This is a genomic window from Sphingomonas sp. R86520, from assembly GCF_042466285.1.
In the GTDB taxonomy this organism is placed as follows: domain Bacteria; phylum Pseudomonadota; class Alphaproteobacteria; order Sphingomonadales; family Sphingomonadaceae; genus Sphingomonas.
This window is the reverse complement of record NZ_JAXHBZ010000001.1, coordinates 1,545,370-1,569,982: the sequence shown is the minus strand read 5'-3', so window position 1 is coordinate 1,569,982 and position 24,613 is coordinate 1,545,370. Positions and strand designations below refer to the sequence as shown.

General features: G+C 64.1%; 22 protein-coding genes. 6 read left to right on the top strand and 16 right to left on the bottom strand.

Going from position 1 to position 24,613, the window contains the following annotated elements; genetic code table 11:
- The first annotated feature begins 98 nt into the window (after positions 1-98).
- The 4 genes from SJY41_RS07165 (at position 99) to SJY41_RS07150 (ending at position 5,284) form a co-directional block, all read left to right on the top strand.
- Entirely contained in the window at positions 99-1,178 is a 1,080-nt protein-coding gene (locus SJY41_RS07165) for a sodium:calcium antiporter (RefSeq protein WP_380780349.1), read from the top strand.
- 248 nt (positions 1,179-1,426) lie between these two features.
- Positions 1,427-3,121: a thiamine pyrophosphate-dependent enzyme gene (locus SJY41_RS07160; RefSeq protein WP_380780348.1), complete on the top strand. Its 1,695-nt coding sequence runs from the start codon at positions 1,427-1,429 to the stop codon at positions 3,119-3,121.
- On the top strand, positions 3,118-4,080 hold the full coding sequence (locus SJY41_RS07155; protein ID WP_380780346.1) for an SMP-30/gluconolactonase/LRE family protein: 963 nt from the start codon (positions 3,118-3,120) through the stop codon (positions 4,078-4,080). Before SJY41_RS07160 ends, SJY41_RS07155 begins: the two co-directional genes overlap by 4 nt.
- A gap of 10 nt (positions 4,081-4,090) precedes the next feature.
- Positions 4,091-5,284 (top strand): L-dopachrome tautomerase-related protein, encoded by a 1,194-nt coding sequence (locus tag SJY41_RS07150; protein WP_380780344.1) that lies wholly within the window; start codon positions 4,091-4,093, stop codon positions 5,282-5,284.
- A gap of 3 nt (positions 5,285-5,287) precedes the next feature.
- Here SJY41_RS07150 and SJY41_RS07145 read toward each other — a convergent pair whose 3' ends face one another.
- From SJY41_RS07145 to SJY41_RS07100, 10 genes are all read right to left on the bottom strand, one after another.
- The gene (locus SJY41_RS07145) at positions 5,288-6,250 is read right to left on the bottom strand and encodes a patatin-like phospholipase family protein (protein WP_380784080.1); all 963 of its coding nucleotides are present in this window, start codon (positions 6,248-6,250) and stop codon (positions 5,288-5,290) included.
- A 207-nt stretch (positions 6,251-6,457) separates the two neighbouring features.
- Entirely contained in the window at positions 6,458-6,757 is a 300-nt protein-coding gene (locus tag SJY41_RS07140) for a hypothetical protein (RefSeq protein ID WP_380780343.1), read from the bottom strand.
- 101 nt (positions 6,758-6,858) lie between these two features.
- Complete coding sequence (locus SJY41_RS07135) at positions 6,859-7,320, bottom strand: hypothetical protein (protein ID WP_380780341.1); 462 nt, start codon at positions 7,318-7,320, stop codon at positions 6,859-6,861.
- A gap of 23 nt (positions 7,321-7,343) precedes the next feature.
- Positions 7,344-8,216, bottom strand: a complete 873-nt coding sequence (locus SJY41_RS07130; RefSeq protein WP_380780339.1) for an SDR family NAD(P)-dependent oxidoreductase — start codon at positions 8,214-8,216, stop codon at positions 7,344-7,346.
- Positions 8,209-8,841 (bottom strand): cupin domain-containing protein, encoded by a 633-nt coding sequence (locus SJY41_RS07125; RefSeq protein WP_380780337.1) that lies wholly within the window; start codon positions 8,839-8,841, stop codon positions 8,209-8,211. Before SJY41_RS07125 ends, SJY41_RS07130 begins: the two co-directional genes overlap by 8 nt.
- Positions 8,834-9,418 (bottom strand): carboxymuconolactone decarboxylase family protein, encoded by a 585-nt coding sequence (locus SJY41_RS07120; protein WP_380780336.1) that lies wholly within the window; start codon positions 9,416-9,418, stop codon positions 8,834-8,836. The genes SJY41_RS07125 and SJY41_RS07120 overlap by 8 nt, the downstream gene beginning before the upstream one ends.
- Entirely contained in the window at positions 9,418-10,521 is a 1,104-nt protein-coding gene (locus SJY41_RS07115) for an NAD(P)-dependent alcohol dehydrogenase (protein ID WP_380780334.1), read from the bottom strand. The genes SJY41_RS07120 and SJY41_RS07115 overlap by 1 nt, the downstream gene beginning before the upstream one ends.
- 73 nt (positions 10,522-10,594) lie before the next feature.
- The gene (locus SJY41_RS07110) at positions 10,595-11,608 is read right to left on the bottom strand and encodes an aldo/keto reductase (RefSeq protein WP_380780332.1); all 1,014 of its coding nucleotides are present in this window, start codon (positions 11,606-11,608) and stop codon (positions 10,595-10,597) included.
- A gap of 17 nt (positions 11,609-11,625) precedes the next feature.
- The gene (locus SJY41_RS07105) at positions 11,626-12,717 is read right to left on the bottom strand and encodes a catalase family protein (protein WP_380780330.1); all 1,092 of its coding nucleotides are present in this window, start codon (positions 12,715-12,717) and stop codon (positions 11,626-11,628) included.
- Positions 12,718-12,811: 94 nt separating this feature from the next.
- Positions 12,812-13,381 carry a type 1 glutamine amidotransferase domain-containing protein gene (locus SJY41_RS07100; RefSeq protein ID WP_380780328.1) on the bottom strand — a complete coding sequence of 190 codons (570 nt, stop codon included), beginning with the start codon at positions 13,379-13,381 and terminating at the stop codon, positions 12,812-12,814.
- An 820-nt stretch (positions 13,382-14,201) separates the two neighbouring features.
- Between SJY41_RS07100 and SJY41_RS07095 the strand changes: the two genes are divergently transcribed.
- Complete coding sequence (locus SJY41_RS07095; RefSeq protein WP_380780327.1) at positions 14,202-14,504, top strand: hypothetical protein; 303 nt, start codon at positions 14,202-14,204, stop codon at positions 14,502-14,504.
- A gap of 43 nt (positions 14,505-14,547) precedes the next feature.
- Here SJY41_RS07095 and SJY41_RS07090 read toward each other — a convergent pair whose 3' ends face one another.
- The 4 genes from SJY41_RS07090 to SJY41_RS07075 form a co-directional block, all read right to left on the bottom strand.
- Complete coding sequence (locus tag SJY41_RS07090; protein ID WP_380780325.1) at positions 14,548-16,005, bottom strand: efflux transporter outer membrane subunit; 1,458 nt, start codon at positions 16,003-16,005, stop codon at positions 14,548-14,550.
- Entirely contained in the window at positions 16,002-17,285 is a 1,284-nt protein-coding gene (locus SJY41_RS07085) for an HlyD family secretion protein (RefSeq protein ID WP_380780323.1), read from the bottom strand. The genes SJY41_RS07090 and SJY41_RS07085 overlap by 4 nt, the downstream gene beginning before the upstream one ends.
- A gap of 14 nt (positions 17,286-17,299) precedes the next feature.
- Positions 17,300-18,829 (bottom strand): MFS transporter, encoded by a 1,530-nt coding sequence (locus tag SJY41_RS07080; RefSeq protein WP_380780321.1) that lies wholly within the window; start codon positions 18,827-18,829, stop codon positions 17,300-17,302.
- 441 nt (positions 18,830-19,270) lie between these two features.
- Positions 19,271-20,200 carry an NADP-dependent oxidoreductase gene (locus tag SJY41_RS07075; protein WP_380780319.1) on the bottom strand — a complete coding sequence of 310 codons (930 nt, stop codon included), beginning with the start codon at positions 20,198-20,200 and terminating at the stop codon, positions 19,271-19,273.
- Between the two features lie 526 nt (positions 20,201-20,726).
- Here SJY41_RS07075 and SJY41_RS07070 point away from each other — a divergent pair.
- Positions 20,727-22,883: an ATP-binding protein gene (locus SJY41_RS07070; protein WP_380780317.1), complete on the top strand. Its 2,157-nt coding sequence runs from the start codon at positions 20,727-20,729 to the stop codon at positions 22,881-22,883.
- 409 nt (positions 22,884-23,292) lie between these two features.
- Here SJY41_RS07070 and SJY41_RS07065 read toward each other — a convergent pair whose 3' ends face one another.
- Complete coding sequence (locus SJY41_RS07065; RefSeq protein WP_380780315.1) at positions 23,293-24,096, bottom strand: hypothetical protein; 804 nt, start codon at positions 24,094-24,096, stop codon at positions 23,293-23,295.
- 153 nt (positions 24,097-24,249) lie between these two features.
- Positions 24,250-24,486 carry a DUF2188 domain-containing protein gene (locus SJY41_RS07060; protein ID WP_166748305.1) on the bottom strand — a complete coding sequence of 79 codons (237 nt, stop codon included), beginning with the start codon at positions 24,484-24,486 and terminating at the stop codon, positions 24,250-24,252.
- Positions 24,487-24,613 lie beyond the last annotated feature (127 nt).

Sequence of the window (24,613 nt, the reverse complement as noted above, 5' to 3'; positions counted from 1 at the left end):
CATTGCCGATATTGTAGCGTGATCTGCTGTGGAACGCCTGGTCAGCTGGTTCGCTAAGATCGACTCTTGGTCGCTCAGCGACAAACTGAAAGCTCCGCATGTTCAATGGACTCGCCCTACCGATCTTGCTCGCGATCTTTGCCGCCTGCGCGGGAGTAATCTGGATCGCCGGGGTCAAGCTCGCTGACACGACGGATATCCTGTCCTCGCGCCTTCACCTGGGCAAGGCGCTTGGCGGTATCATCGTGCTTGCGGTCGCCACCAACCTGCCTGAGGTCGCGATCACCGTCAGCGCCGCACTGGCGGGCAACCTGGGAGTGGCTGTTGGCAATATCCTGGGCGGTATCGCCATCCAGACGGTCGTCCTCGTGGCCATGGACATCGCCATGAAAGAGAAGGTGCCCCTGACCTACCGCGCCGCCAGCCTCACGCTGGTTGTAGAGGCAGTGCTCGTCGTGGCGGTCCTGACCGTGGCGATCATGGCTACGCAGCTGCCCGGCACGTTGATTGCTGCACGCCTGACCCCCGGGGCGATGTTGATCGCGGTTCTATGGGTGGTTGGCGTGTGGCTTTCCAGCCAGGCCAGCAAAGGGCTGCCATGGCACGATACGAGTGGCACCGCTCCGGGTGGGCAGGAGGAACCCAAGGGTCATTCGCAAGCGAAGAAGAATGACGCGTCTGCGCAGCGAGGGGAGAGCACGGTCCGTTTGGCACTGGTCTTCGGCGCGGCTGCACTCGCGACCCTGGCAGCCGGTGTGCTGCTGGAACGGAGTGGCGATGCAATTGCCCAGCACATCGGGCTCAGTGGGGTCCTGTTCGGGGCCACGGTGCTTGCAGCCGCCACGTCGCTCCCCGAACTCTCGACCGGCATCACCTCGGTACGCATGAAGGACTATCAGCTCGCCGTCAGCGACATCTTTGGGGGAAACGCCTTCCTTCCGGTGCTCTTCCTTCTTGCCGTCGTCATCTCTGGAAAGGCGGTGTTACCTGATGCTCAGGCAAGCGACATCTACCTTGCAGGCCTTGGCGTGCTGCTGACGAGTGTTTACGCCGCAGGCCTCATTTTCCGGCCCAAACGGCAGGTCTGGCGGATGGGGATCGACTCCCTCACCGTGCTCATCCTGTATGCTCTCGGCGTGGGTGGCCTCTTCGCGATATCCAGCGCTCACGGAGGTTAGCCAGCTCGTCCTCGCCGCGACCGTCGCGGGCAAATGCCGGGCGTGAAAGCTAGTCTTGTCACCGAGGTGAATGGGCGAGCCCAGGACCAGCGAAGTTCGCGGCTCGGGCCGATGGGCCACCGCACCGTCTTGTCGAAGCAGAATTCGTCAGGGTTGGCTTCAATTTCAATGCCTTCGACCAAATCGTCGCCGCAACCAAAAACGGACTCGCGCGTCGGTAGGCCGATCTCACTACTTCGGAGCTTTCCATGTCCTCGACCGTCGCCGAACTGCTCGTCGAAACGCTCGCCGAGATCGGCGTCCGCCAAGTCTTCGGCGTGGTAGGTGATGCGCTCAACCCTTTCACCGATGCGATCCGGCGGCAGGACCGAGTCGAGTGGATCGGCGTGCGGCACGAGGAAGGTGCGGCGCTGGCGGCGGCGGGGCAGGCCAAGCTGACGGGCCGGCTCGGCGTGTGCTGCGGCACGACGGGACCGGGCGGCAATCATCTGGTCGCGGGGCTGTACGAGGCGCGCAAGGATCATGCGCCGGTGCTGGCTATCTCGGGTGGCGTGCCGTCGGCGTTGCGCGGGACCGATTATCTGCAAGAGGATGCGCCCGACCTGCTGTTCCGCGACGTTGCGGTCTACACGCAGACGCTGGGTGCGGCGGTGCAGGCGCCGGCGGTGTTCCATCAGGCGATCGCAGAAGCCTATGGCGCCCGCGGCGTAGCGCATATCAGCATCCCGCAGGACGTGTTCGCGGCGACCATATCGAAGGTCGTGCCGAGCATCCCGACATTGCGGCCCCGGCCCGAGGTTGCGCCCGCGCCGGACGATATCGCTGCGGTGGTTGCGCTGATCGATCAGGCAAAGACGATCGCGGTGTTCTGCGGCGCGGGGTGCCGCGGGGCGGAAGCCGAACTGAAGGCACTGTCAGACCGGTTGAAGGCGCCGCTAACGCATACGTATCGCGCGCAGGAACTGCTGCCATACCGCGATCCGCACTGGATCGGCGGGGTAGGGTTGATCGGCAGCAGGGCCGGTGTCGATGCGATCCAGAAGGCGGACCTGCTGCTGATGCTGGGGACCGACTATCCCTATGTCGATTTCCTGCCCAAGCACGGCAACATCGTCCAGATCGACGAGCGCGCGTTTGCGCTCGGCCGACGCGCGCCGATCGCGCTGGGCGTCGTAGGGTCGGTGAAGCCGGCGCTGCAGATGCTGCTGGACCGGCTGGTGGTCCGCGAGGACGAAGCATTCTTCGCAACCGCGACCAAGACGCGTGCCGAATGGGACGAAATGCTCGATGCGAAGGCCGATCCGCAGCGTAGCGAGGACAGAATCCATCCGCAGGCGGTCGCGCGCGCGATCAGCGATCATGCCGAGGACGACGCGATCCTTGTCACCGATACCGGCGAGGCGACGTTGTGGGCGGCGAACTGGTTGCGGCAGACCGGTCGACAGCGGATCACCGGGTCGTTCAACAACGGCGCTGTCGGCACCGGGCTCGGCATCGCCAACGGCGCGCAGGCGCTCGATCGCAGCCGGCAAGTCATCCTGCAGAGCGGCGACGGCGGATTCACGATGCTGATCAGTGAGTTCATGACGGCGGTCGAGCACAAGTTGCCGATCAAGGTGGTGGTGTACGACAACGCCGCCTGGGGTCTGGTCCATCTCGAGATGGAAGGCGCGGGAAATCCGCCGGCGTCTGGCGCGAACTTCCCCAATATGGATTTCGCGGCATTCGCGCGCGCGTGCGGAGCGCAAGGGTTCACCGCACGCGATCCAGCTGCGCTGGTGGCGACCGTTCAGGCGTTCCTGGCCGTGCCAGGACCAGCGATCCTGCATGCGGTCGTGGATCCCGACGAAATCCCGGCGATGCCGCATGTCGACGTCGGTCAGGCGTGGAAGTTCGGGATCGCCAAGATGAAGGAGGTGATCGCGGTGGTTACCCCGTCGTGATCGATCGCCGCGCGGTGCTCGTCGGTGCAGCGATTTCGCCACTGACCTTCGCGCCCGCCTGGTCAGAAGCGCGCGAGACTCTGGATGCCGTGCTGATGCGCGGTGCGCGCGTGCAGCGGGTGTATGACGACGGGCGGTGGTGCGAGGGGCCGGTATGGGATCGGCAGGGCGGAACGCTGGTATTCAGCGACGTTCGCAAAAACCGGATCATGCGGCTGGGCGACGGCGGCGTTGCGGCGGCGGTGCGCGATCCGTCAAATTTCGCGAACGGCAACGCGTTCGACGCGTCGGGGCGGCTCCTGACGTGCGAGCATCTCGACCGTCGGGTCGTTCGGCAGGAGGCAGACGGGCGTCTCACCGTGCTGGCCGATCGCTTCGAGGGCAGGCGCCTTAATTCGCCTAATGACCTGATCGTCGCGCGCGACGGCGCGATCTGGTTCACAGATCCGACCTTCGGCATCGAACAGCCCGAGGAAGGGCGGCAGGCCGCGTCCGAGCAGAGGGGACGGTTCGTTTTCCGGATCGATCCGGCCGGCGGAATCGCCAAGGTTGCCGACACCTTCGAGCAGCCGAACGGCCTCGCCTTCTCGCCCGACGAGCGCATCCTCTACGTCAGCGACGCGAGCGGCGGACCGGATCACCCCGAAGGCAAGCGCGAGATTCGTACATTCGACGTGCGGGACGGCCGAAGCCTGACCGGCGAACGTGTCTTCGCGACCGTGCCAAGCGGTATTGCCGACGGTCTCAAGGTCGATTCCGGAGGGTGCGTCTATGCCGCGACCGATGGCGGCGCGACGGTCTGGACCGTGGCAGGCGACCGGCTCGGCGTGATCGCAACGCCCGGGACCTGCGGCAATCTGGCGTTTGGCGGCACGGATGGGCGTCGGTTGTTTCTATGCAACGGCTCAAGCATCCACGCAGTCGATCTGAAGGTTCGGGGCGCGGGATGGCGGGCGTGAGGAGACGATCATGGAGCAGAATGGGTTCGGCCGGCGCAGCGTGCTGGCTGGCGCAGTAGGGATCGCGGGTATGATGGCGTCAGGTACGCAGGCGGCGAAACGCTCGGGCCGTACCGATGCGGTGCCTTCTACCTCGCAGGTCGGCCACATGGAACTGGTCGTCGCGGCACGCTGCCCGACGTCGCCGACCGGTATGACGGTGTCGGCCAAGGGCCGGATCTTCGTGTTCATGCCGCGTTTCGACGACAAGACCCTCTACAGCGTCGGCGAGGTGGCGGCGGATGGCGGTGTCACGCCCTATCCCGACGCAGCGATCAACCGCCCCGATCCGACGCATCCGCAGGACACGCTGTTCCACATTCCCAACGGCGTCATCGACGGTCAGGATCGGCTGTGGATGCTCGATGCCGGACTGATGGCCGCTTCGGGCGTACCGGTGCCGGGCGCGGCAAAACTGCTCTGCATCGACCTGACCACGAACACCGTGATGCGCACCATCCCGCTCGGCGCGGCGGTCGAACCAACTTCGTCGCTGAACGACCTGCGCGTCGATGCGGGCAACGGGCGGCGCGAGGCGGCATACATCACCGACCAGGGGCAGGACGGGAAGGGGGCGATCATCGCGGTCGATCTCGCCACCGGCCGTGCGGTTCGTCGGCTTGCACGCCATTCCAGTACAGCGTCTAACAAGGGCGTCGTCAAGATCGTCGAAGGCCGCCAGTTGCTAAAGCGCGGTGCCGACGGTTCGACCAGCGAAGTGCAGGGCGGCGCCAATGGTATTGCGCTCGGACCCGACGGTAAACTGGTGTATTACGCGCCGCTGATGGGGCGGCATCTCCATTCGGTCGAGACGGCCGCATTGCTCGATCCGCAGGCGGAGGACGCGGCGGTCGCGGCCACGGTCAAGGATCTCGGCGAGAAGGGACTGACGGGCGGGCTGCTTGCCGAGACCGGGCCGGACGGGCGCGATCGCGTGTATCTAGCGATGCAGGAATTCAATGCGATCGGTCGGCGCAATGCGGATGGAGGCATCGAAATCCTCGCCACTGATCCGCGACTGATTTGGGCAGACACGCTGTGGATCCACGATGGCTGGGTCTATATTTCTTCCTCGCAGGTCAATCGGCGTGCTGAGTATAATCGCGGGCTGGATCGGCAGGAGCCGCCCTATGCAATCCTGCGCACCCGGGTCGACGCCGTTTGACCTTCATCGGGACGTATCGGTAGCGTCCGTCGCCTGTTCGGGCCCACCGGGCGGGCGGCTACGCCATTTGCCGCCCGCCTGTCCGCGCGCAAGTCCGTAGGCGTAGAGCCGACGCATATAGGCGGTGTCGAACAGCGTATCGCTTGCCTCGACTTCGTTGCCAATGAACGACAGGTTCCAGCCGATGCTGTGCTCGTGTGCGTAAAGATAGCTGGTTCCGACCAGGCTCAGCAGCGCGCTCTGCTGATTGAGCGCAAACGCGCGGCGCAGGATCGGAATCGTCTTGGGCTTCACTAGCTTGAAATCGCCACCGAGCCGGTTGTTGACGAGCAGGTACAGCGTCAGGCGAGTGCTGTCGGGTGCGGGCGCATCGTCGATGACAAGCTGGCGCGGGACGCTAAGGAACTGCGCGCTCGTTCCGCCATCAACGTGCAACTCGCGCACCGGCCGACCGTCGGCGACCGCATCGATCACCACCGGCGGGAAGATCGCAGGGATCGACGACGACGCAAGCAGGATCTGGCGGAACAGCGCTACACGGTTCGGCAGCATGCCCGCGGCGATCGCGCCCATGTCCCAGATCACCATGCGTTGCGCATCGAGATTGGCGGTGCCGACGAACAGGCGACGCCCGCGCCGATGCTCTGCGGCGATCCGATCAACTATCGCCGGGGTCACCGCATTTGCGATCAAGCGCGCAAGCGGCTTGGTGCTGGCAGCACTGGTCGAGCCGGGAATGGCGAGCGGAAACCGCGCGTGATACACGTCCTTCGCGGAGATGCTGGTATACAGGTGAGAGATCGTCGCGTCCTCGGACGTGCCGAGAAATGCGAACGGCGCAATCAACGCGCCGGTGCTCACTCCAGTGACGATGGTGAAATCGGGCCGCTTGCCAGATTGCGACCAGCCGGTGAGCAGGCCGGCACCGTAAGCGCCCTCGTCGGCGCCGCCAGACAAGGCGAGCATCGTCACGCGACCATCCGAGGTCGGTCCAGGTGCCATTCGGCGCGCGGCATCGGGTGCGTCTGCCCAGAAACGAACTTCGGGCCCACCGGCGATAACTGCTGCCTGACTATCATGCGCGGTAAACGGGGCCCGATCAATCGTCGCGCAGGCTGGTAAGGAGGCGGCTAGCAGGACGCTGGCCAGTCCCCGGAAATGGAATCGCCGCACTTATCGGCGGGCCACGCGGACGGCCATGAATGCGACCGGGAGCGCGCGGCCTGCGTCTGCCTTGTGGCTGAACGAAGCGGCGTTCGCGAGCGTCGATGCGATCGCATGCTCCTCATCCGGGCTGTCGACGGGAAGGACGAACGTCACGCCCGTCTGCGGACCGCGCGCCGGATCGAAACGGACGATCGTGACGTTGAATTTCTTAAGATCCGCGGCGGTCGCGACAGAGGTCTGGGCAGAAAGGCCGGCGGGAGTCATCGCGACCAACGTGGCGGCGATCAAGGGCAGGGCAAAGCGCATGGAACTTCCTTCAAGTGTTTTGTCGCAACGATCGCGTCGCGGTCGCCATTGAACGGCCAAATCGGATCAACCGGTCCGATCCTTGCGCGACGTCGGCCAAGTCACATACGCGTCGCGGCCGTCGCACCGAGTGCTGTCACCAGCCCGAACGCGACGTGGTTGAACGTATGCATCCCGATCGAAGCCTTGTCCGATTGCCATTCGGGCTTCTTCACGCCGAGCAACGGACCGGTGATCCAGTGCATCGCTGCATAGAAAGCGAGACCGAACCCGACGCCCGCTGGTATCACGCCTGCCTCCTCGTCGACGGTTGCCGCAAACACCGCGCCGGCTGCTGCGGACAATAATAGATGACCGCCCTGGATCACGGCCTGTTCGGTAGCGTCGGGGAGGCGGCTGTCGGGCGGCACATGGACGCCGAGTTTGTGCGCGCTCGTCCGTTCCAGCAGCGTGAGTTCGGAAGGTTTCCCGCTCTTCTTCTCGCTCACCATCAGCATCGCCGTGATGCCGAGCCCGGCCACCAATCCGCCCGCGATCGCGCCGGCCATGCGTTTCTCGTCCATATCGTGTCTCCTCGAATGAGCCGTCATGCGGCACCGTGCGCGCTGTCGCCGCCGGTGATCGCGTAGGTGCCGCCGCTCGCCATCCGCGCCGCGTCCGAAGCCAGGAACACGACCATCGGCGCGACGTCGTCTGGATCGAGCCACGGCACACCGAGCGGCGTCTTGGCGAGCATGGCCTTGGCGGCCATCGCCTCGTCTTTTGCCTCGTCACCGGTCGGCTGCTTGCCGCCGTCCTCGATCGCCTGCGCGTAGCGATCTTCATGCCGGGTAAGCACGGTATCGATCAGCCCCGGGATCAGCGCGTTGACGGTGATGCCATAGTCGCCAAATTCCAGCGCAGCCGACTTCATCAACCCGATGATGCCCCATTTGGACGCGGAATAGGCGGCACCGTGCTTGGTGCCGTGCTGACCTTGAGTCGAGCTTGTGACGATGATCCGGCCTTGTCCCGTCTCCGCCGCGCGCGATCTGATCGCCGGGGCGAAGGCACGCACCGCGTTCATCGTACCGGAGAGATTGACGTCGATCTGGTCGTGCCAGCCGGCATCTTCCATCTCCAGGATCGGCTTAAACGCCTGGATACCGGCGTTGGCGAACAGGATGTCGACGCCGCCCATCGTCTCGACGATTTCCTTGGCGGCGTCGCGGAGCGCCGGCAGGTCGCGTTGGTCGAGCGTGATCGCGTGCCAGCACTGCCCGGTCGCCTCGACCTCCCGGCCCGTCGTCGCCAGATCATCCATGGTCGCCGGTGCGAAGTCGAGGATCGCACTGACCGGGCCGGCGATATCAATGCCGACGACATCCGCGCCGGCACGGGCCAGCGCAACTGCCGCTGCCCGGCCTATACCGCGCGCCGCACCGGTCACGACGGCGACCTTTCCCGTAAGATCAGCCACCGGTTTTCTCCCGTTTGGACGCGATCACGACGCGGTCCCGTTTAACAGGCATCGCCTTGAACACATCCGCGGGAACGCCGAACACTGCCGCCAGCGCGTCGGGCGGGATTGCCGACAGCGATTCGACCAAGCCGATATCGTCGTCCGGTTCGCCCGCGCTGGTATTGAACACGATCAGTACGACCAGATCGTCGTGCTCGCTGGCATTCTCGAAATAATGGAAATGACCTTGCGGTGCGAAGACCAGGTCGCCTGCCTGGCCTTCGAACGCATCGCTCGTGCCGCCCGGCCCGACCACGCTCCAGCGGACCCGGCCGGACACGACGAAGTTCATCTCCCAACCGCTCGGGTGCCAGTGCGGCTCGCGCACGCCACCGGGCTTCAGGCGGGCGAGATAGACCGAGCCTTGCTGCCCCGCCAGCGCCTTCCAGTTGTCTGCCGATGCACCGCGTAAATTACCGCCATCATATTCGCTGGCAGCAGTCCCGGCGAGGTGGAACAGATGCTGGTGCTTTGGGTCTGCACCACCACCGGTCGTCGGGGTCAGGTCGTCATTGCCGGCCGGCTCGGCCGAACGGTGTTCGACACCGGCATTGCTCGCGGGCTGCGTATCGAGATCATCCACGCGGCAGGCCTTCTTCGCGGCCCGGGACCGACATGTCGTAGGCATTGAGCAGCATCGAGACGAGCGCATAGCCGCCGACGAGGTAGATCAGCTCAGCGGTCAGATCCTCACCGAACGCACGGACCGCGCGGTCGTAGGTCGAGGCGGGCAACTGCCGCCCGCCAGCGAGTGCTACCGCCACGTCGTAGGCGGCCTGTTCTTCTTCGGTCAGGTCAGCCGGACGCTGGCCCGCAGCGATCGTCGCGATCTTCTCGTCCGAGAGGCCGACGCCGTCTGCGACCCGCTCATGCGCGTAAAGTTCATAGCGCGAATTGAACACCGCGCCGGTGGCAAGGATCGCCACCTCGTGCGCGGGCTTGGGCAACTTGGCATTGTCGATCAGCGCCTTGGTATAGGTCCAGGCAGCACGACCGAAGGCCGGGAAGCGCAGCATCGGCGCGAACGGGCCGACCAGCGCCCCGTCCTCGCGGTGCGAGACGAAGCCCTTCAGATGTTCGGCGATATAGCCGTCCATCTCCTCATGGAGTGGGCGCAGATCGGCGGGCATGTCCGCAGGCGGGAAGGGGGCTGCGCGCATCAGGCGTCCTCCATCTCGCGCTTCAGCGACGCCATGTCGATGACGTAGCGAAAACGGACATCCTCGTTCTTCACCTTCTTGTACGCGTCGTTGATGTCCTGAATGTCGATCACCTGCACGTCGGGCGCGACGTGGTGCTCGGCGCAGAAATCGAGGACGTCCTGCGTCTCCTTGATCGAGCCGATCAGCGACCCCGCGAGGCTGCGGCGGTGCATGATGAGTTCCTGGTTATTGTAGCCCGGGATCTGATCGAGCGCGCCGCACGCGCAATAGGTCGCGTTGCGCTTGAGCAGCGTGATGAACGGATCGACCTTGTGCTTCTCGGGGATCGTCGAGAGGATGAAGTCGAAGCTGAGCTCGAGTTTCCTGAAGGCATCCTTGTCACCTTCGATCACGACCTCGCTCGCGCCAAGCGCTTTGGCGGGTTCGATCTTGTCCTTGTCGGTCGTGAACACGGTGACGTCCGCGCCCATCGCAACGGCGAGCTTGACCGCCATGTGGCCAAGACCGCCCAGACCGACGATACCGACTTTGTCGCCGCTCTTCACGCCCCAGTGGCGCAACGGCGAGAAGGTGGTGACTCCTGCACACAGGATCGGTGCGGCGGCTTCGATCGGAATGTTCGACGGGATCTTGAGGACGAAATCCTCGTTCACCACCAGGCTGTTCGAATAACCGCCATAGGTATTGTCCGCGCCATAGGTGTTGACGCCGTCGTCGGTCATCGCCGCGGGCTTCATCGGCCCGTTATACGTGGCGAGCCAGCTGTTATGGCCTTCGCAGTGATGCTCGTCGCCTTCGTGGCATGGCTCGCAGGCACGGCAGCTGTCGATCATGCAACCGACGCCGACCAGATCGCCGACCGCGTGCCGGGTCACGCCGTTGCCGACCGCCACGACCCGGCCGACGACCTCATGGCCGGGCATGCACGGATAGACCGTGTTGCTCCAGTCGTTCTCCACCTGATGGATGTCGGAGTGGCAGACGCCGCAGTACAGAACGTCGATCTGGACTTCGTCGGGGCCGGCCTCGGCGCGTTCGAATTCGAGGGGCTTCATCCGGCTGAACGAGTGCTTCGCTGCATAGCCCAGTGACTTGATCATCGTCGTTTCCTCTCTCTATCGTTCGAAATTCAGTACATCTCGGATGCGTATTTTCACTTTTCCGCTTGGCAGGTCACGCGGCGCCGGGCGGTGCAGCGGCGTCGGGATGGAGGATGCCCTGCGATCGCAGTTCCTCCCAAAATGCGCCCGGTATCTTTGCCTGAAGGGCGGCATGATCGGCGAGCATATGGAGCGGCTTGGCGGTGCCGACGACGATCGCCGCAGACACATCCGGCGCAAGGCTGAACTGGAGTGCAGCGGCAACCAGATCGACGCCGTGATGGCCTGCGATCTCGCGAAGTTGCTTTAGCTTATCGCGCTTGTCAGGCGGGATGATGCTGTTCTCTGGACCATAATTGTAGCGTGGCTCGCCACCGAGGAACCCGGCATTGAGGGAGGAGCCGACGACGAAGCTGACCCCTTTCTCGCGAGCCTTCGGAAACACCTGCTCGACCGCGTTGGCATGGTCGATCAGCGAATATTGGCTGGCGAGCAGATGCACGTCGCTGTTTGCAGTCTCCAGGCAACGCAGGATCGGCTGTGGGCAGTTCACGCCCATGCCCCAGCCGTCGATCACGCCCTCGTCCCGCAGGCGGGTAAGGGCCGGGAACGCGCCCTTTTCCGCTATCGGCCACAGGGCGTTCCAGTCATCCGGCAGATAGTGGTTGTCGGGCGAGAGATCGTGGACGAACACGATGTCGAGTCGGTCCAGCCCGAGCCGTTGAAGGCTGTCCTCGATCGAACGCAGTACGCCGTCGGCGGTATAGTCGAAATGCGGCGTGTTGGGCGAGGTGGTGAAGGGGTAATAGGTCTTCGCATCATTATCGCGGCTGGCGCGCAACAGCTTGCCTACCTTGGACGAGATGACGAACTCGCTCCGGGGTTTGCGTGCAAGGAACCGGCCGAAGCGCCGTTCGGCGAGGCCGAGGCCGTACCAGGGAGATACGTCGAAATAGCGCACGCCCGCATCCCAGGCGGCAGCGAGCGTCGCCTCCGCCTGTTCGTCGGTGGCGAATTCGAACTCGTTGCCGATGGCGACGCCGCCTAGGCCGAAGTCGTGGGGTGGGCGATACCGGTGCGCGGTCATGCGTGAAGCCTTTCCAATCAATCGAGGGCGGGAAGCGAACGAGGCTCGTGCATCGGGCAACCGTTCAGCTCACTGCGCAGATCCTGGATGACAGGATACACCGCACGACGCGCGCGCATGACCGAGCCGAGCGGGCGATGCGCCTCGACGCCGTGCCAGGGGCGGAACGCGGTCTGTTCGTTGAGCACGGTGACGCGCTCCTGCGACCAGCTCTTCTGCGGCTTAACCGTGATGGTCGCGACCGGGATGTACGGATTACCCTGCTCCGGCCACGGCGTCGCGGCGTCCTCTATGGGGTTTTCTTCGAGGTCGCGGCAAAGCTGCGCGCGCAGCGTCCAGGCGCCACCCTCGTTGGCAAAGATCGCCGTCAGCTCCTCACGGATCGCGTCGGGGCTCTTGCTCTCATCGAGCTTCTGGTCGGTCAGCGCACGGAAGTTTGGCGATTCCGGCACGACGTCGAACTTGGCGATGTAGTCGCCGAAACGGAGCGGCGCCTGCGTGCCATAGCGATCGCCAATCGGGTTGGTATCGGGATAACCCCCGAAGCCCTTCAGCAGTGCACTCTCGCCGCCGATCGCTTCCAGCGCCTTCTCGATCGGGCGCAGCACCTTGGATAATGCCTCTTTCGCCCATTCGGCGCGGTTGGTCGTCGCCGCGAGCAGCTTGGTGTTACGCAGGAACCCCTCAGGCGTCGGGTTCGAGAAGGCGACTCCGGAGGCCATGAGGAAATCCTGCGTCACTTCGTCCTCGGCGCCCGGCAGCCGCTCGCCATCGACGCCGATCACTTTGATCGAGAAACCGCGCGGCAACGAAACGCTGTCGCGGATCGGATCGCCGGGGATCGCCGACATCCGGATCACAGCCGGATAGCGCCGCCCGCGCTCGAAAATGCCCTGCGCCTGTTCGTCGGCGAGGTCGTTATGAACCACCATCTCGCCTTCGAGCAGCGCATGGCTCTTGGCATGGACGCCGCGCTGGGCGTGGCCGAGGTCTTCATGTGTCTTCTCGACGATGTAGCGAAACGTCTCATTGAGACCGTCGATCGTGTCCTGTTCGTCCGGACCAATCGTCTCGACGTCGGGGGTGAAGCGAATGGGTGATTTCAACATGAAGGGCTCCGATCCGAGCGTACAAACTGCGCAGTGGACAAGTTTTCGAGCTGATGGCGACCTACCGGTCGCACTCACGATCACGCGGACGGTTTCAAACGCTTGCGGCCTGCTCGGCGTGCTTGCCTTCGCAGAATTCCTCGATCAGCTTCGCACAGAAAGCGGGCAGATCACCGGGATCACGGCTGGTGACGAGGCCCTGATCGACGACGACCTCTTGGTCGACCCAGGTCCCACCGGCGTTGCGGATATCGGTCTGCAGGGTCGGAAAGGAGGTGAGCGTGCGGCCCTTCACGACATCCGCCTCGACGAGCGTCCAAGGTGCGTGACAGATCGCCGCGACCGGCTTGCCCGCTGCGAAGAAGTCGCGGACGAAGGCAACGACCGCCTTCGACCCACGCAGTTTGTCCGCGCCGACGCTGCCTCCCGGAATGATGAGGCCGTCAAACTCCGACGCCGACACCGCGTCGATCGCCTTGTCGACCTTGAAGGTCTTGCCGGGATCAAGATCGTTGTTGACCGACTGCGCTTCGCCGGCTTCCAGGCTGATGACGGTAACTGTGCCACCTGCTTGTTCGACTGCCGCCTTGGGCTGCGAGAATTCCGGCTCTTCCGTACCACGGGGAGCAATCAGGATCGCGATCTTCTTACCGTCCAGCTTCATTGCCTGCTCCTTTGAATTTGATCTCGGATGCCGACGACCTGCCGTCGTACGCTCGCTGATTGGGAAATATTTCGGTCCAGTTTCATCGACTTGCGGGGTTTAACGGACGGGATGGCGGAGGGTTTCACGCGATAATCGATATTGCGATCGCAACTGTGCCTGCTCGGCGAAGCGAGTTCGAGCCGCGGGGCTGAGCTCCGGATGACGCGTCTTTGGTGATCGGAAGCGCAGAGGCTAGGGTGGGTCGATGGAAGATTGACTTCAGCATCCCGTACCTTTCTTTGGACAAGCAACTACTCGCTTTAAAGTGCCTCTGGCAGCGACGGGTCTGGTCGTTCGTGAGCGGGACCCTGACGATGAACGCTATGTGCGTGTCCGGCCGACCGCCGAAGGCCGTGCGCTGCAGGTGAAAAGCGAGTGCGTGCAGAAGAGGTGTTCGCCCGCACAGGGTTCAACATGCCCGAGATAAGCGCGCTAACCGGGCAGATCCAGTTGTTGCAGCGCGCTCTTGCGACCGACCAGCAGGCGTGAAATTCGACCGGTCGCAACGAGCAGAACGTGGTGAGCGGTTCCTTCAGCTTGGCGACATAGGACTTCGCCGCGTGGGCGACACCGACATGCGGCGTGGCCGGTTGGAGTCGCCGACATTCGGAACGGAGCCCGTTTTACCACCGATCCTTAGAGCAACCTACTGACTCGACACCAAAATCCGACCTTTCCGTATCAATAGCCATCGCCTCATGTCGGTCACGGAGCCGGACCTTTTTGGGGGAGACTATCTCCGCGTGAAGGGTTCTAGGACGAGCATAAGGAGATCGACATGGCGACCGAACAGCCGAACCTTGTACCCGACGACATCAAACCTGCGTCGAATGACGCAGACACGGCTTCGACCGTGCTGGACGATGCGCAGATGGACCGGACGCCGGGCGGCGGCGGTCTTGGCGGTGCGGACGCCGCGGACCCGCTGGGCGGCTCCGGACGGACCAGCGGCGGTGCAACGCCGAACAGCCCGATCGACGTTCCGGTGCCGCAGGGCGCGGGCGACGGCGATCCGGCGCGAGAGGCTCAGATCCGTTCGTTGGACGACGGGCCGCCCGAACCGCATGGCAAGCCTGCCTGATACGAAAGACCGATAGCCCTGTTTGCGTTAGGGAAGCCAAGCGTCATCGCGTCGCAGCCTTGCCCGGTTCTCCCACAGGATTTGTCGTCATGGCCTCCCAACCGCCGCCAAGCGCACGGTAGAGATCGACCAGGCGCTGTTCGAGATCGGCTTGTGCTTGAGCAACTGTACTTTCGGCACGTAACACGCTCTCCTGTGCGACAATCACGTCGAGAAGCGTTGTGACGCCCTGCCGATATTGTTCGTCGGCGGCCGCGAGGGCGCGCGTATTGGCCGCACGGGTGGCGGCGGCGTCGACCCGGCGTTTCTGGCTTTCGGTGTAGGCGACCAGCGCATTGTCGACGTCGTGCCACGCCTGAAGCACGACCTTGCGGAACTGCAGCGCGGCCTCGCGCTGCTGTGACTCGCGCAGTTTCAGCGTGCCCGACAGGCGGCCGCCCTGGAAGAACGGCAGGCTGATCCCGGGGCCGGCCATGAACTGGCGCGAACTCCAGTCGAACAGGCTGCCGAGTTGCAGGCTCTCGAAACCGAAATCACCGCTGAGGGTAACGCGCGGATAGAAATCGGCGACCGCTACCCCTGTCTGCGCGGTAGCGGCGTGGAGCCGCGCCTCTGCCTCGCGGACATCGGGTCGGCGCCGGGCGAGGTCGGCGGGCAGGCCGACGGGCACGGTCGGCGGCACCGGCGGCTGCACCGCGTCCTTGACCAATTCGGAGGCCAGCGCGCGCGGTGGCTCGGCGAGCAGCAGCCCGATCGCGTTGATCAGCCGGGTCTGTTGCGTGGTCAGGGTCGGCAGGTCCTGCGCGATCGCCAGCGCCAGCGCATCCGACTGCGCCACCTCCAGGGTCGTCGCGATGCCGTTGGCGAAGCGATTGCGGACCAATGCGCGGCGGCGTTCGGCGATCGCCAGATTACGGCGGAGAACTGCGAACTGTGCCTGAACGAGCCGCAGCTGGAAATAACTCTGCGCGAGATCGGCCGTGGCGGATAGAGCCAAGCCATTGCGCGCCTCGACCTGCGCGTCGGCCGACGCGTCGGCGGCCTCGGCCATGCGTCGGACGCGACCGAACAGGTCCAGCTCCCAGGCGGCGCTGAGCATCGTCGAAAACAGGTTGAATTCGGGCTTGGCACCCGGCGCCGGCTCGGTCAGCGAGCTGATGCCGTTCATGCTCTGGCGCTGGCGGACCGCATTCGCATCGCCCTGGACCGAGGGCAGCCCTTGCGCCGATACGATGCTGCGCACCGCGCGGGCCTGTTCGATCCGCTCGGCCGCCTGTTGAAGGTCAAGGTTCCGGCTGGCGAGACGACCGATCAGACTGGTCAGTTCGGGATCGCCGAAGCTCTCCCACCAGCGCGTATCGACGGTGCCCGTGGTGGTCCGGCTCGCGACGTCGGTCCGGGTCGGCCCGAACGCCGGCGCGACGTCGGCACGGGGACGCTCGAAGTTCGGGCCGACCGTGCAACCGGCGAGCAGCAAAGAGAGGACCGCGGCGCGCTTCACGGCTGGTCGATCCGGCGGTCGCAGTTCGCGTCGCGCACACGGTCGCAGCGGGCTTGTCCGACCACGTCGTCAAGATTGGTGTCGACCGTCACCACCACCGACAGGCCGGCGCGCAGCAGGCGGGCGAGGGGCTGGTTCGGGCGCACCGCGATCTTCACCGGCAGGCGCTGGACGATCTTGGTGAAGTTGCCCGTCGCGTTGTTCGGCGGGATCGGCGAGAAGGTCGCCCCCGACGCCGGCGGCAGGCTTTCGACATAGCCCGCGAGATCGATGTCGTATGCGTCGATATGGACGGTCGCCGCCTGACCCGGCCGCATGTGGCGCAGCTCCAGTTCGCGGTAATTGGCGGTCACGAATGCGGTTGCGAGCGGGACGAGCATCAGAATGGGCGCACCCGTCGCCACCTGGTTGCCGATCTGCACCGTCTTCTGCGCGACCGTGCCCGAGATCGGCGCATAGATCCGCGTGTAGCCGAGGTTGAGCTTCGCCTGCGCGATCGCGGCATCGTCGCGACTGACCTGCGCGACCGCCGCCGCCCGGTCGGCGATCAGGCTGTCGAGCTGGTGGCGCTGGCTCGACACTTCGGCCTGGCCCTGAGCGAGCGTTGCCTGCGCCTCGCGCAGCTGCGCGTCGGCCTGTTGATGCTGTTGAAAGGTGCCGGCGCCCGTCTGCGCGAGTGCGGCGTAGCGGCGCTGGTCGGCAACGGCGAGCGCGAGGCGGGCCTGCGCGGTCATCACCTGCGCCTCGGCCTGACGGATCATCGAGGGTTGGCGGGCGATCTGCGCATCCGCCTGAAGCACGCGTGCGCGGCTCGCCTGGCGGTTGGCCTCCGCCTGTTGCAGCTGGGTGCGATAGTCGCGCGGATCGAGCGCCGCGAGCAGCTGACCGGCGCGGACCGGCTGGTTGTCCTGTACCGGCAGTTCGGCGATTTGGCCCGACACACGCGGCGCGACCATCGTATAGTGGACGGTGACATAGGCATCCTCGGTCGTCACGTTCTCGTGCGGCACGAGTATGATGATCAGGATGACCACAACGAACACGGTGACGACGAGCCCGGCGACGATCCATGGCCATTTCGACTTGGGCTTGTCCTCGTCTCTATCGTCGTCGTCGCCGTCCTTCTTGTTGTCGCCGTCCCTGTCCTGCTTGTCGGACTGGCCATCATCGGACCCTCCGGCGGCCCCTCCACCGGACCGGCCGCCGGACTGGCCGCCGGACTGGCCATCGCCGGTTCCCGCCTCGTCCTGAGGTTTGTCGTCGTCCGTTTCGGCCGTCACCGGTCGTTCTCCCTTTATTGCCCGGCAAGCGCGATGCGCGGCGGATAAGTGCGCTTCGGGATGAACGCGAGCGCGATCATCAGCACTACCGCTATCGATCCCAGGATCACGTAGCTGTCGATTGTCGTGAGCGTCGCCGTCGCTCGCATCACCTCGGTGTTCGCTGCGGCGAGCGCGGGGTCGGACACTCGTGGGCTACCCTGCGGCAGGATGCCGAACTGCTCGAGCTGGAGCCGGTTCTGGCCGATCAGGTCGACGATCCGCTCGCGGTGAAGCCCGCCGCGCAGCCGCGTGATCAGCTCGAGCGCCCACACCCCGACGCCCTCCGCCACCGCGCGCGGCGTGTTGACCAGTGCCGAGCCGTACGGCCCTTCGTCGGGCTTGATCGAATTGGTCGCGATCAGCAGCAGCGGCATGACCACGAACGCGAAGCCAACCGACTGGATCAGCTGCCACCCGAAGAATTGGTCCCGGTTCCAGCTCGGCGTCACGTGCGCCCCGCCGTAACACGCGATCAGGATGAGCCCATAGCCAAGCGCGTTGATCCAGCGCGCATCGACATGCCGATGGTCGAGGATCCACGCGGTCAGCGGCAGCAGTACGATCTGTGGCACGGCCACCGCGAGCGTCACGAGATGCGCCTGCAATGGCTTGTAGCCCTGCACCTGCATCAGGAAGTTGAGCGGCACCTGGCTCGCGGTGAGCGACAGCACCAGGAACAGCAGCAGCGTCATCACCGGATAGAGCAGGTTGCGCTCGGCGAGCAGGCTGAACTTCATCAGCGGCACGCGCGCGAACCGTTCCGAAATGACCAATGCGGGCAGCGAGACCAGCGCGAGGGCGGTCAGGATGACGATCAACGCGGAATTGTACCAGTCGAGCCGGTCGCCCTGTTCGAACACGATTGTCAGGCTGCCCCAGCCGGTCGCGACGAACGTCAGGCCAAGCCAGTCGAACTGTTTCAGCCGCTTCCAGTCGGGCTTGTCGGCCGGCAGGCCCCACCAGACGCAGGCTGCGGCCATCGCGCACCAGGGAAACGGCTGGAGGAATACGAAACGCCAGTCCTGCACCACGTCGATCCAGAGCCCGGCGAAGCTGGTCGCGAGAAACGGCGTCAGGGTGGCGGTCATCGCATAGACCGACAGCGCGTAGAGCCGGATCGCGGGCGGGACCGAGCGTAGCGCGATGGTCAGGATCAGCGGAATGGTAAAGCCGGAGCCGAGCCCTTCGATGAATCGCAGGATCAGCACCGACGCACCGTGATGACCACCAAGCGTCATCAACAGCGGGGGGAAACAGTTCAGGAAGATCGCGAACAGCGCGAACCGGCGGAAGCCGAAACCGATGCCGAGTGACGGCGACGTGCACATGCCGATCACCTGTCCGGTGATGAACAGCGTCTGCAGCCAAGTTGCGGTGTCGCTCGACAGGCCGATATTGCCCGCGACATCGGACAGCGCGGCGTTCAACACCGCATCGTTGAGCTGCGCTGCGATCGCGGCAAGGACGATGCCGAACAGGCCGATGGCGGGGCGTAGCTCCATCTCAGCGGGTCAGGTTGTTCATGGGGCAGGGGAGCCCATAGCCAGCCCTTGGCAGCAATCCGTCGAATTACGTCCGCTACCCAAGATCCAGACCGTGAGCCCATTGCCGGCAGCGCGGCCTGTGGTCATGCGGTACTCGTGGGGGACATCCTGTTCGCCGATGCGGCCGTCGCCCACCGTCGTGCTCGACCGTGCGACCCTTGCGCCATGGAACGGCAGCAGCGCGGATACGAAAACAAGACCGGACAAAGTCTGTCGTGCGATCGTATCTAGCCCCGGTCGAAACAGCTGCATGACGTCCTCTGAGACATGACCGTTCGACGATTAGTGACGGTGTTTCAAGCCCATACCCTAAGAATAGTCAGGCGCCTTTGCTGAAAAATATGTCATCTCGAGCGTCCCTCTCGCCAGCAAAAGGTGGCGAGAGGAACGTCATGCTGCCTAGACGGTGAGGATCACTTTCCCACGTGGGTGGTCGTTGCGAGCGAAGCGGTGCGCGTCGGCAATCTGGTCGAGCGTGAAGCATCGCGCGATCTCGACCCTCACGTCCCCCGAGACGATTAGGTCGAGCACGCGACCAAGCGCCGCCGCGTCGGCCTCGGCATGCCAGCGCGGGACGGTGCGGATGCCCAACTCGGCGGCGCGCGCTTCGTCCGGTTCCAGTGTCGATACCAGCATGCCGCCGCGCTTCAATGTCGCGAATGATCGCGCCTGCGTCTCGCCGCCCTGCGTATCGAAAACCAGATCGAGGTCGGTGGCGATATCGTCGAAGCGTTCGTTCTCGTAATCGATGACGGTATCGGCGCCGAGGCCACGGACGAACGCCAGATCGTCCGCAGATGCGGTTGCGAAGATTGTGCAGTTCTTCCAGCGTGCGAATTGCACGGCGAGATGCCCGACTCCGCCCGCCGCACCGTGGATCAGCACGCGCTGCCCTTCCTGCAACCCGCCATGGTCGAACAGCCCCTGCCACGCGGTCATCGCGGCTAGCGGCAGCGCGCCTGCGACGTCGGTCGAGATGCCATCGGGAATGCGCACCAGTTCCTCGGCGGCGACCAGCACCTGCTCGGTCTGCGCGCCGCGATCCTGACCGATGAAGGCGCAGACCCGGTCGCCGGCTGCCCATCCGTCCAGACCAGATCCGATGGACGCGATCACACCCGCCAGATCGCGACCGAGCACGATCGGCAGTTTGTCTTCACCTACCGGCGGGTATTGGCCTTCGGCGGTCTTCCAGTCGACCGGATTGACGCTGGCGACCTGCACGCGGACGACCGCAGTCATGTCGGCAGGCGCGGGGGCGTCGATCCGGTCGACGACCAGCGTCTCGGGATCGGTAAAACGGTGAACGCGGACGGCGTGAATGCTCAAGGTATGGCTCCTTGCGAGATTGGTATCGAGTTCATGGGCCCAAGTGTCGCACCCACGCCCGACTAAACCCCGGTTCGCTACCAGCGTTCCACCGGGTAAATGCTTGAGATTGAACGAAGAGCGTTCCAACGGTTTCTCCGATGGCGCCGTTTCGCGACGCAGGTACTGACGTCCATCCAAACCGAGTCATCCCGCCGATCGAGCCCAAAGCGCGTACCTCAGATCCGGCGCTGTGGGTCTGAAGCAGCGTTGATTCCGCGGACGTCGTCCGTCTCATCTTTACCTACGTAACGAGCGAAGTCCGCATAGTGGAAAAGGACGACCTTCTAAAAGTACGGCATCCTTGATTTACCAGAGCTTACAAAGTGAGCGGCAGGCAGCGGTGCACCGCTATGGCCGGGTGGACGTTTAGTCGCCCCGGCGACGATCTGAACTAACGCCAGAAGCTGCGTCTCGTACGCCATCTAATTCGCTCGCCCGATGGGCGGCGCTGGCGTGAACGCGAAGGTTGCGCGGAAGAGGCTAGGTGTCTTTAACAATCGGTTTTGCCAAGGAATTTGGTGATTTGGAAAGCGTCGCTCGGGAGGGTAGTAGCGCCCGCGATATGACCGATGATCCTTTTACCGAACAGTCCGCCCTGCCGCGCCACCTTCGCTTTCTTGCGGGCGGCGGGCAGGCGACGCGGTTGATCCTTAAGCGGGATTGGTCGGATCATCCTTTAGGGGAGCCTGCGGGTTGGTCGGAAGCGCTTAAGGCGACGCTCAGCACAGTCCTGAACTCGCCCGAGTCGATGATCCTCGCGTGGGGCCGCGACGAGCTGACCTTCTTCTTCAACGAGACCTATTTTCCCTTGCTCGGGCCTCGGCTGGTTTGGGCCATGGGGGCACCGTTCCGCGAGGTGTGGGCCGACGCCTGGGAGCAGGCCGAGCCGATCATCCAAGAAGCATTCGCCGGTCGAAGTCAGCGCTTTACGGATCTCCCGTGGAAGCTGAGCACGGATCGCGGTCAGGCGGACACATGGTTCACTTTCTCCTATTCCCGCATTCTCGACGCGGAGGGAGAGATTGCCGGTCTGTTTATCTTTACGAACGAGACGACCGCCCGCGTTCAGGCCGATGCTGCACTCAAACGTAGCCAAGCTGAACTGGGCGCCCTGAATGAAACGTTGGAACAGCGCGTCCAAGCGCGCACCGCCGAGCGTGATCGGGTGTGGCAACTTACGAATGACCTGATGGCGACGGCGCGGCTCGACGGATATCTCACCCACGTCAACCCTGCCTGGACGCGGCTACTCGGATGGAGCGAGGAAGAACTGCTGACGCGGCCTTTCATCACTATCGTTGATTCAGCCGATCACGCGGAGACGGCCAACGTCGTTGCACGACTGGCAGCAGGCGGTCTGGTTACGGACTTCGTTGATCGCGTTCTCGCCAAGGACGGCAGCAAGCGAACGATCATGTGGACGGCCGTTCCCGAAATTGGATCTGACCTGTTTCACATTGTCGGCCGTGACATGACGGAGCAATATGCGGTGGAAGACGCGCTGCGTCAGAGCCAGAAGCTTGAAGCCATAGGCCAGCTGACCGGCGGTGTGGCGCACGACTTTAACAATCTCCTGACCGTGATCCGCGGCTCCGTCGACCTGCTTCGGCGCGACAATATCGCGCCCGACAAGCGGCAGCGCTATCTCGATGCGATCGGCGACACCGCCGATCGGGCGTCTAAGCTTACCGGTCAGCTTCTGGCCTTTGCACGCCGGCAAACGCTGGAGCCGGAAGTGATCGAGGTGGAACAGCGCCTCGACGCGATCAGCGACATGCTCGACAGCATCACCGGCGCGCAGGTCGCTATCCAGTATGAGATGCCTGAAGAAGAATGCCGGATCCGGGCCGATGTCAGTCAGTTCGAGACGGCACTAGTCAACTTGGCGGTCAACGCCCGTGACGCGATGGATGGCAAAGGAACGCTGACGATAAGGCTGCGTTGCGGCTCCAGGATGCCGGCGATCCGGGGGCATGGCCCCGGCGCCGGTGAATTCGTTGCGGTGTCGCTATCCGACACCGGCATCGGCATTCCAGCAGACGTTTTGGAGCGAATCTTCGAACCCTTCTTCACGACCAAGGAGGTGGGTAAGGGCACGGGGCTCGGCCTGAGCCAGGTGTTCGGCTTCGCCAAGCAGTCGGGCGGCGACGTGGATGTCCATAGCGTTCCCGGCGAGGGGGCGACGTTTACGCTCTACCTGCCTCAAGCCCATGCGGTTTGGACGGGCGAGCCCCGGCCTACGACAGAGGCGGAACCAGTTGATGGCGCAGGCCGGTGCGTTCTGGTGGTCGAGGACAATATCAGTGTCGGACAATTCGCCACCCAACTCCTCGAAGATCTTGGCTATCGTACCCGGTGGGTGACGAGTGCCGAAGAGGCGCTGGAGCAACTGGGGGACGACGGAGACGGCTACGACATCGTGTTCTCGGACGTGGTCATGCCAGGAATGGGTGGAATCGAGCTGGCTAAGCGGCTTGCGCGTGACCTGCCGGCTCTCCCGGTGGTGTTGGCAAGCGGCTATAGCCATGTCCTCGCAGAGCAGGGCGTCGAAGGTCTGGAGCTGATCCGCAAGCCCTACTCAGCGACACAACTTTCTACCGCTTTTCAAAGGCGCATGACAGCGGCAGCCACACGAGGTTGAGCGCTTAGCGCACATCCGCATTTCGTATCGCTTTTCAGTTCGATTGGGAGAGGCAAGCCTTAAGGTCAATCCAGCGTCTTGGCGCTCTATCAGCCGCTGCATGGCCTCTACAATTTCGCCGTGGTACATCGGGTTTGAGTAAAATTCGGCAGGTTCGGCGAGATGAACGCTCTCGCGCGTGAAATACGCCGCGGTCAGGATGATCTCGATCGGCAGCCACCCGCCTTCACGAACGCTGCCGCTCACCCGTACTCCGCCCCTCGCCGATTATCTGCCGCAGTCTGGGCGGGGTTGAATCGCCATTTTCGAGATTAACGAATGGCAGATGCTGGGAGGCGGACAGGACACTCTGAATGACCGGATGTGGGTCGGTCCTCCTCGATAGCAGAAGCCTTCCGGGAGGAACCCGCTAGTCCGCTTCAGGCCTCGACGAAGTTCGATTGTTCATCGTTAATTCAACAAGTTGCTGCAGCTCTGCGCACCGTACCGAGACAGCCGGCATTACACGTTTAATTCCCGGGTGGTGATTGACCGCGGTCAAGACGCTGGGGGGCGCGTCCACGAAGAACTCCTCGATCGTGACGGTCTTGCTATCACAGTTTGCGTGGATGAAGTGGAGCGCCATCGCGTCGGTCGCCGTGTCAATGAGGACGTGCAGTACGGTGACTACGCTGTCGCCCGGTGACGCGGTCAGTTCGACCGCATGGTTCGCGAGCAGCCACCAGAAGCTATCGGTGGCCCTCCTGACCGCGTCGAAGTCGACCGCGTTCGTCCGCGCGACGTAGCGCTTCGCCGATGCCCGGTGGAGGTCGGACCCGCTGCGGTTCCAGAGCGCCTCGACCTGATCGCGGGTGATCGCGAGAGGACGTGAGGCATTCGCGTTAAAGAGCCACCCGTCCAGCGTCTCGCGCAGATCGGCAGGGCGAGGAAAGAAATTGGGGTGCGCCTCAGCGAGGACCTTGAAGATCGCCGGAACGGCGTATCCCTCGCGCAAAGCCCTGTGCGTCTCGTAGTCCCCCTGCGCAGCAAGGCAGGCCATCGCGAGGCACTCGCAGGCCATCCGCAACTGAAGCCGGCACGACTCATAGACGAACAGTTGAGGCAACTCCGTCCGGCGGAGATCTTCTACCATACGCAGCCGCATGCGTATTTCGTGGATCGCGTTCGCGTAGAGGGACGCCCTTTCGGGAAGCGAGCGCGGGAAATTTGCCATGCGGTATTCAAGACCATCCGTTCGCGCTTGCGGCAAGCTCCCACGCACGCGTTACCCGCTCAGGGCTCGATGACGCCGATGCGTTCTGTGATCGGCGCGATCACCGTATAGTTCCGCCCGTCCTATCGGTTCCCGGCAGGAGAGCGAACGCCCTTAGCCCTTAGACTTTCGCGGATCCTTCGCGGGCCTGATGGTCCGCTCCTCCTGTATCGTATTGTCGACCTTGCGTATCCTAACCGAGCCGCCGCCCTTGCCGATTGCGTCCGCGAGGGCGCCGCCCTTGGTCGCGTCGGCCTTCTTGTCGAAGAGCTTGACTGCGCGGTCCGAGCCTTCCTTCTCCAGCCGCCATTTTTCCGTCTTTGCGTCCTTGTGCAGCGTGAACTTGTCCATCCGGGATCTCCCTTCGTCGTTTCGACATCATCGGGCCGTCCTGCCCCGGAGTCGAGGCCGCGATTTGCCCGGCGGGCTGTAAAGGTACTTGGCGACGGACGGAGGACTACCTCCGCATCCACTCTTT

What these genes read in the sequence shown, in the direction of transcription:
- SJY41_RS07150 (WP_380780344.1), top strand. Translation starts at nt 4,091, where the DNA reads ATGGAGCAGAATGGGTTCGGCCGGCGCAGCGTGCTGGCTGGCGCAGTA.
- SJY41_RS07110 (WP_380780332.1), bottom strand. Translation starts at nt 11,608, where the DNA reads ATGACCGCGCACCGGTATCGCCCACCCCACGACTTCGGCCTAGGCGGC.
- SJY41_RS07165 (WP_380780349.1), top strand. Translation starts at nt 99, where the DNA reads ATGTTCAATGGACTCGCCCTACCGATCTTGCTCGCGATCTTTGCCGCC.
- SJY41_RS07135 (WP_380780341.1), bottom strand. Translation starts at nt 7,320, where the DNA reads ATGGACGAGAAACGCATGGCCGGCGCGATCGCGGGCGGATTGGTGGCC.
- SJY41_RS07140 (WP_380780343.1), bottom strand. Translation starts at nt 6,757, where the DNA reads ATGCGCTTTGCCCTGCCCTTGATCGCCGCCACGTTGGTCGCGATGACT.
- SJY41_RS07100 (WP_380780328.1), bottom strand. Translation starts at nt 13,381, where the DNA reads ATGAAGCTGGACGGTAAGAAGATCGCGATCCTGATTGCTCCCCGTGGT.
- SJY41_RS07095 (WP_380780327.1), top strand. Translation starts at nt 14,202, where the DNA reads ATGGCGACCGAACAGCCGAACCTTGTACCCGACGACATCAAACCTGCG.
- SJY41_RS07115 (WP_380780334.1), bottom strand. Translation starts at nt 10,521, where the DNA reads ATGATCAAGTCACTGGGCTATGCAGCGAAGCACTCGTTCAGCCGGATG.
- SJY41_RS07145 (WP_380784080.1), bottom strand. Translation starts at nt 6,250, where the DNA reads ATGCTCGCCTTGTCTGGCGGCGCCGACGAGGGCGCTTACGGTGCCGGC.
- SJY41_RS07105 (WP_380780330.1), bottom strand. Translation starts at nt 12,717, where the DNA reads ATGTTGAAATCACCCATTCGCTTCACCCCCGACGTCGAGACGATTGGT.
- SJY41_RS07065 (WP_380780315.1), bottom strand. Translation starts at nt 24,096, where the DNA reads ATGGCAAATTTCCCGCGCTCGCTTCCCGAAAGGGCGTCCCTCTACGCG.
- SJY41_RS07120 (WP_380780336.1), bottom strand. Translation starts at nt 9,418, where the DNA reads ATGCGCGCAGCCCCCTTCCCGCCTGCGGACATGCCCGCCGATCTGCGC.
- SJY41_RS07080 (WP_380780321.1), bottom strand. Translation starts at nt 18,829, where the DNA reads ATGGAGCTACGCCCCGCCATCGGCCTGTTCGGCATCGTCCTTGCCGCG.
- SJY41_RS07160 (WP_380780348.1), top strand. Translation starts at nt 1,427, where the DNA reads ATGTCCTCGACCGTCGCCGAACTGCTCGTCGAAACGCTCGCCGAGATC.
- SJY41_RS07060 (WP_166748305.1), bottom strand. Translation starts at nt 24,486, where the DNA reads ATGGACAAGTTCACGCTGCACAAGGACGCAAAGACGGAAAAATGGCGG.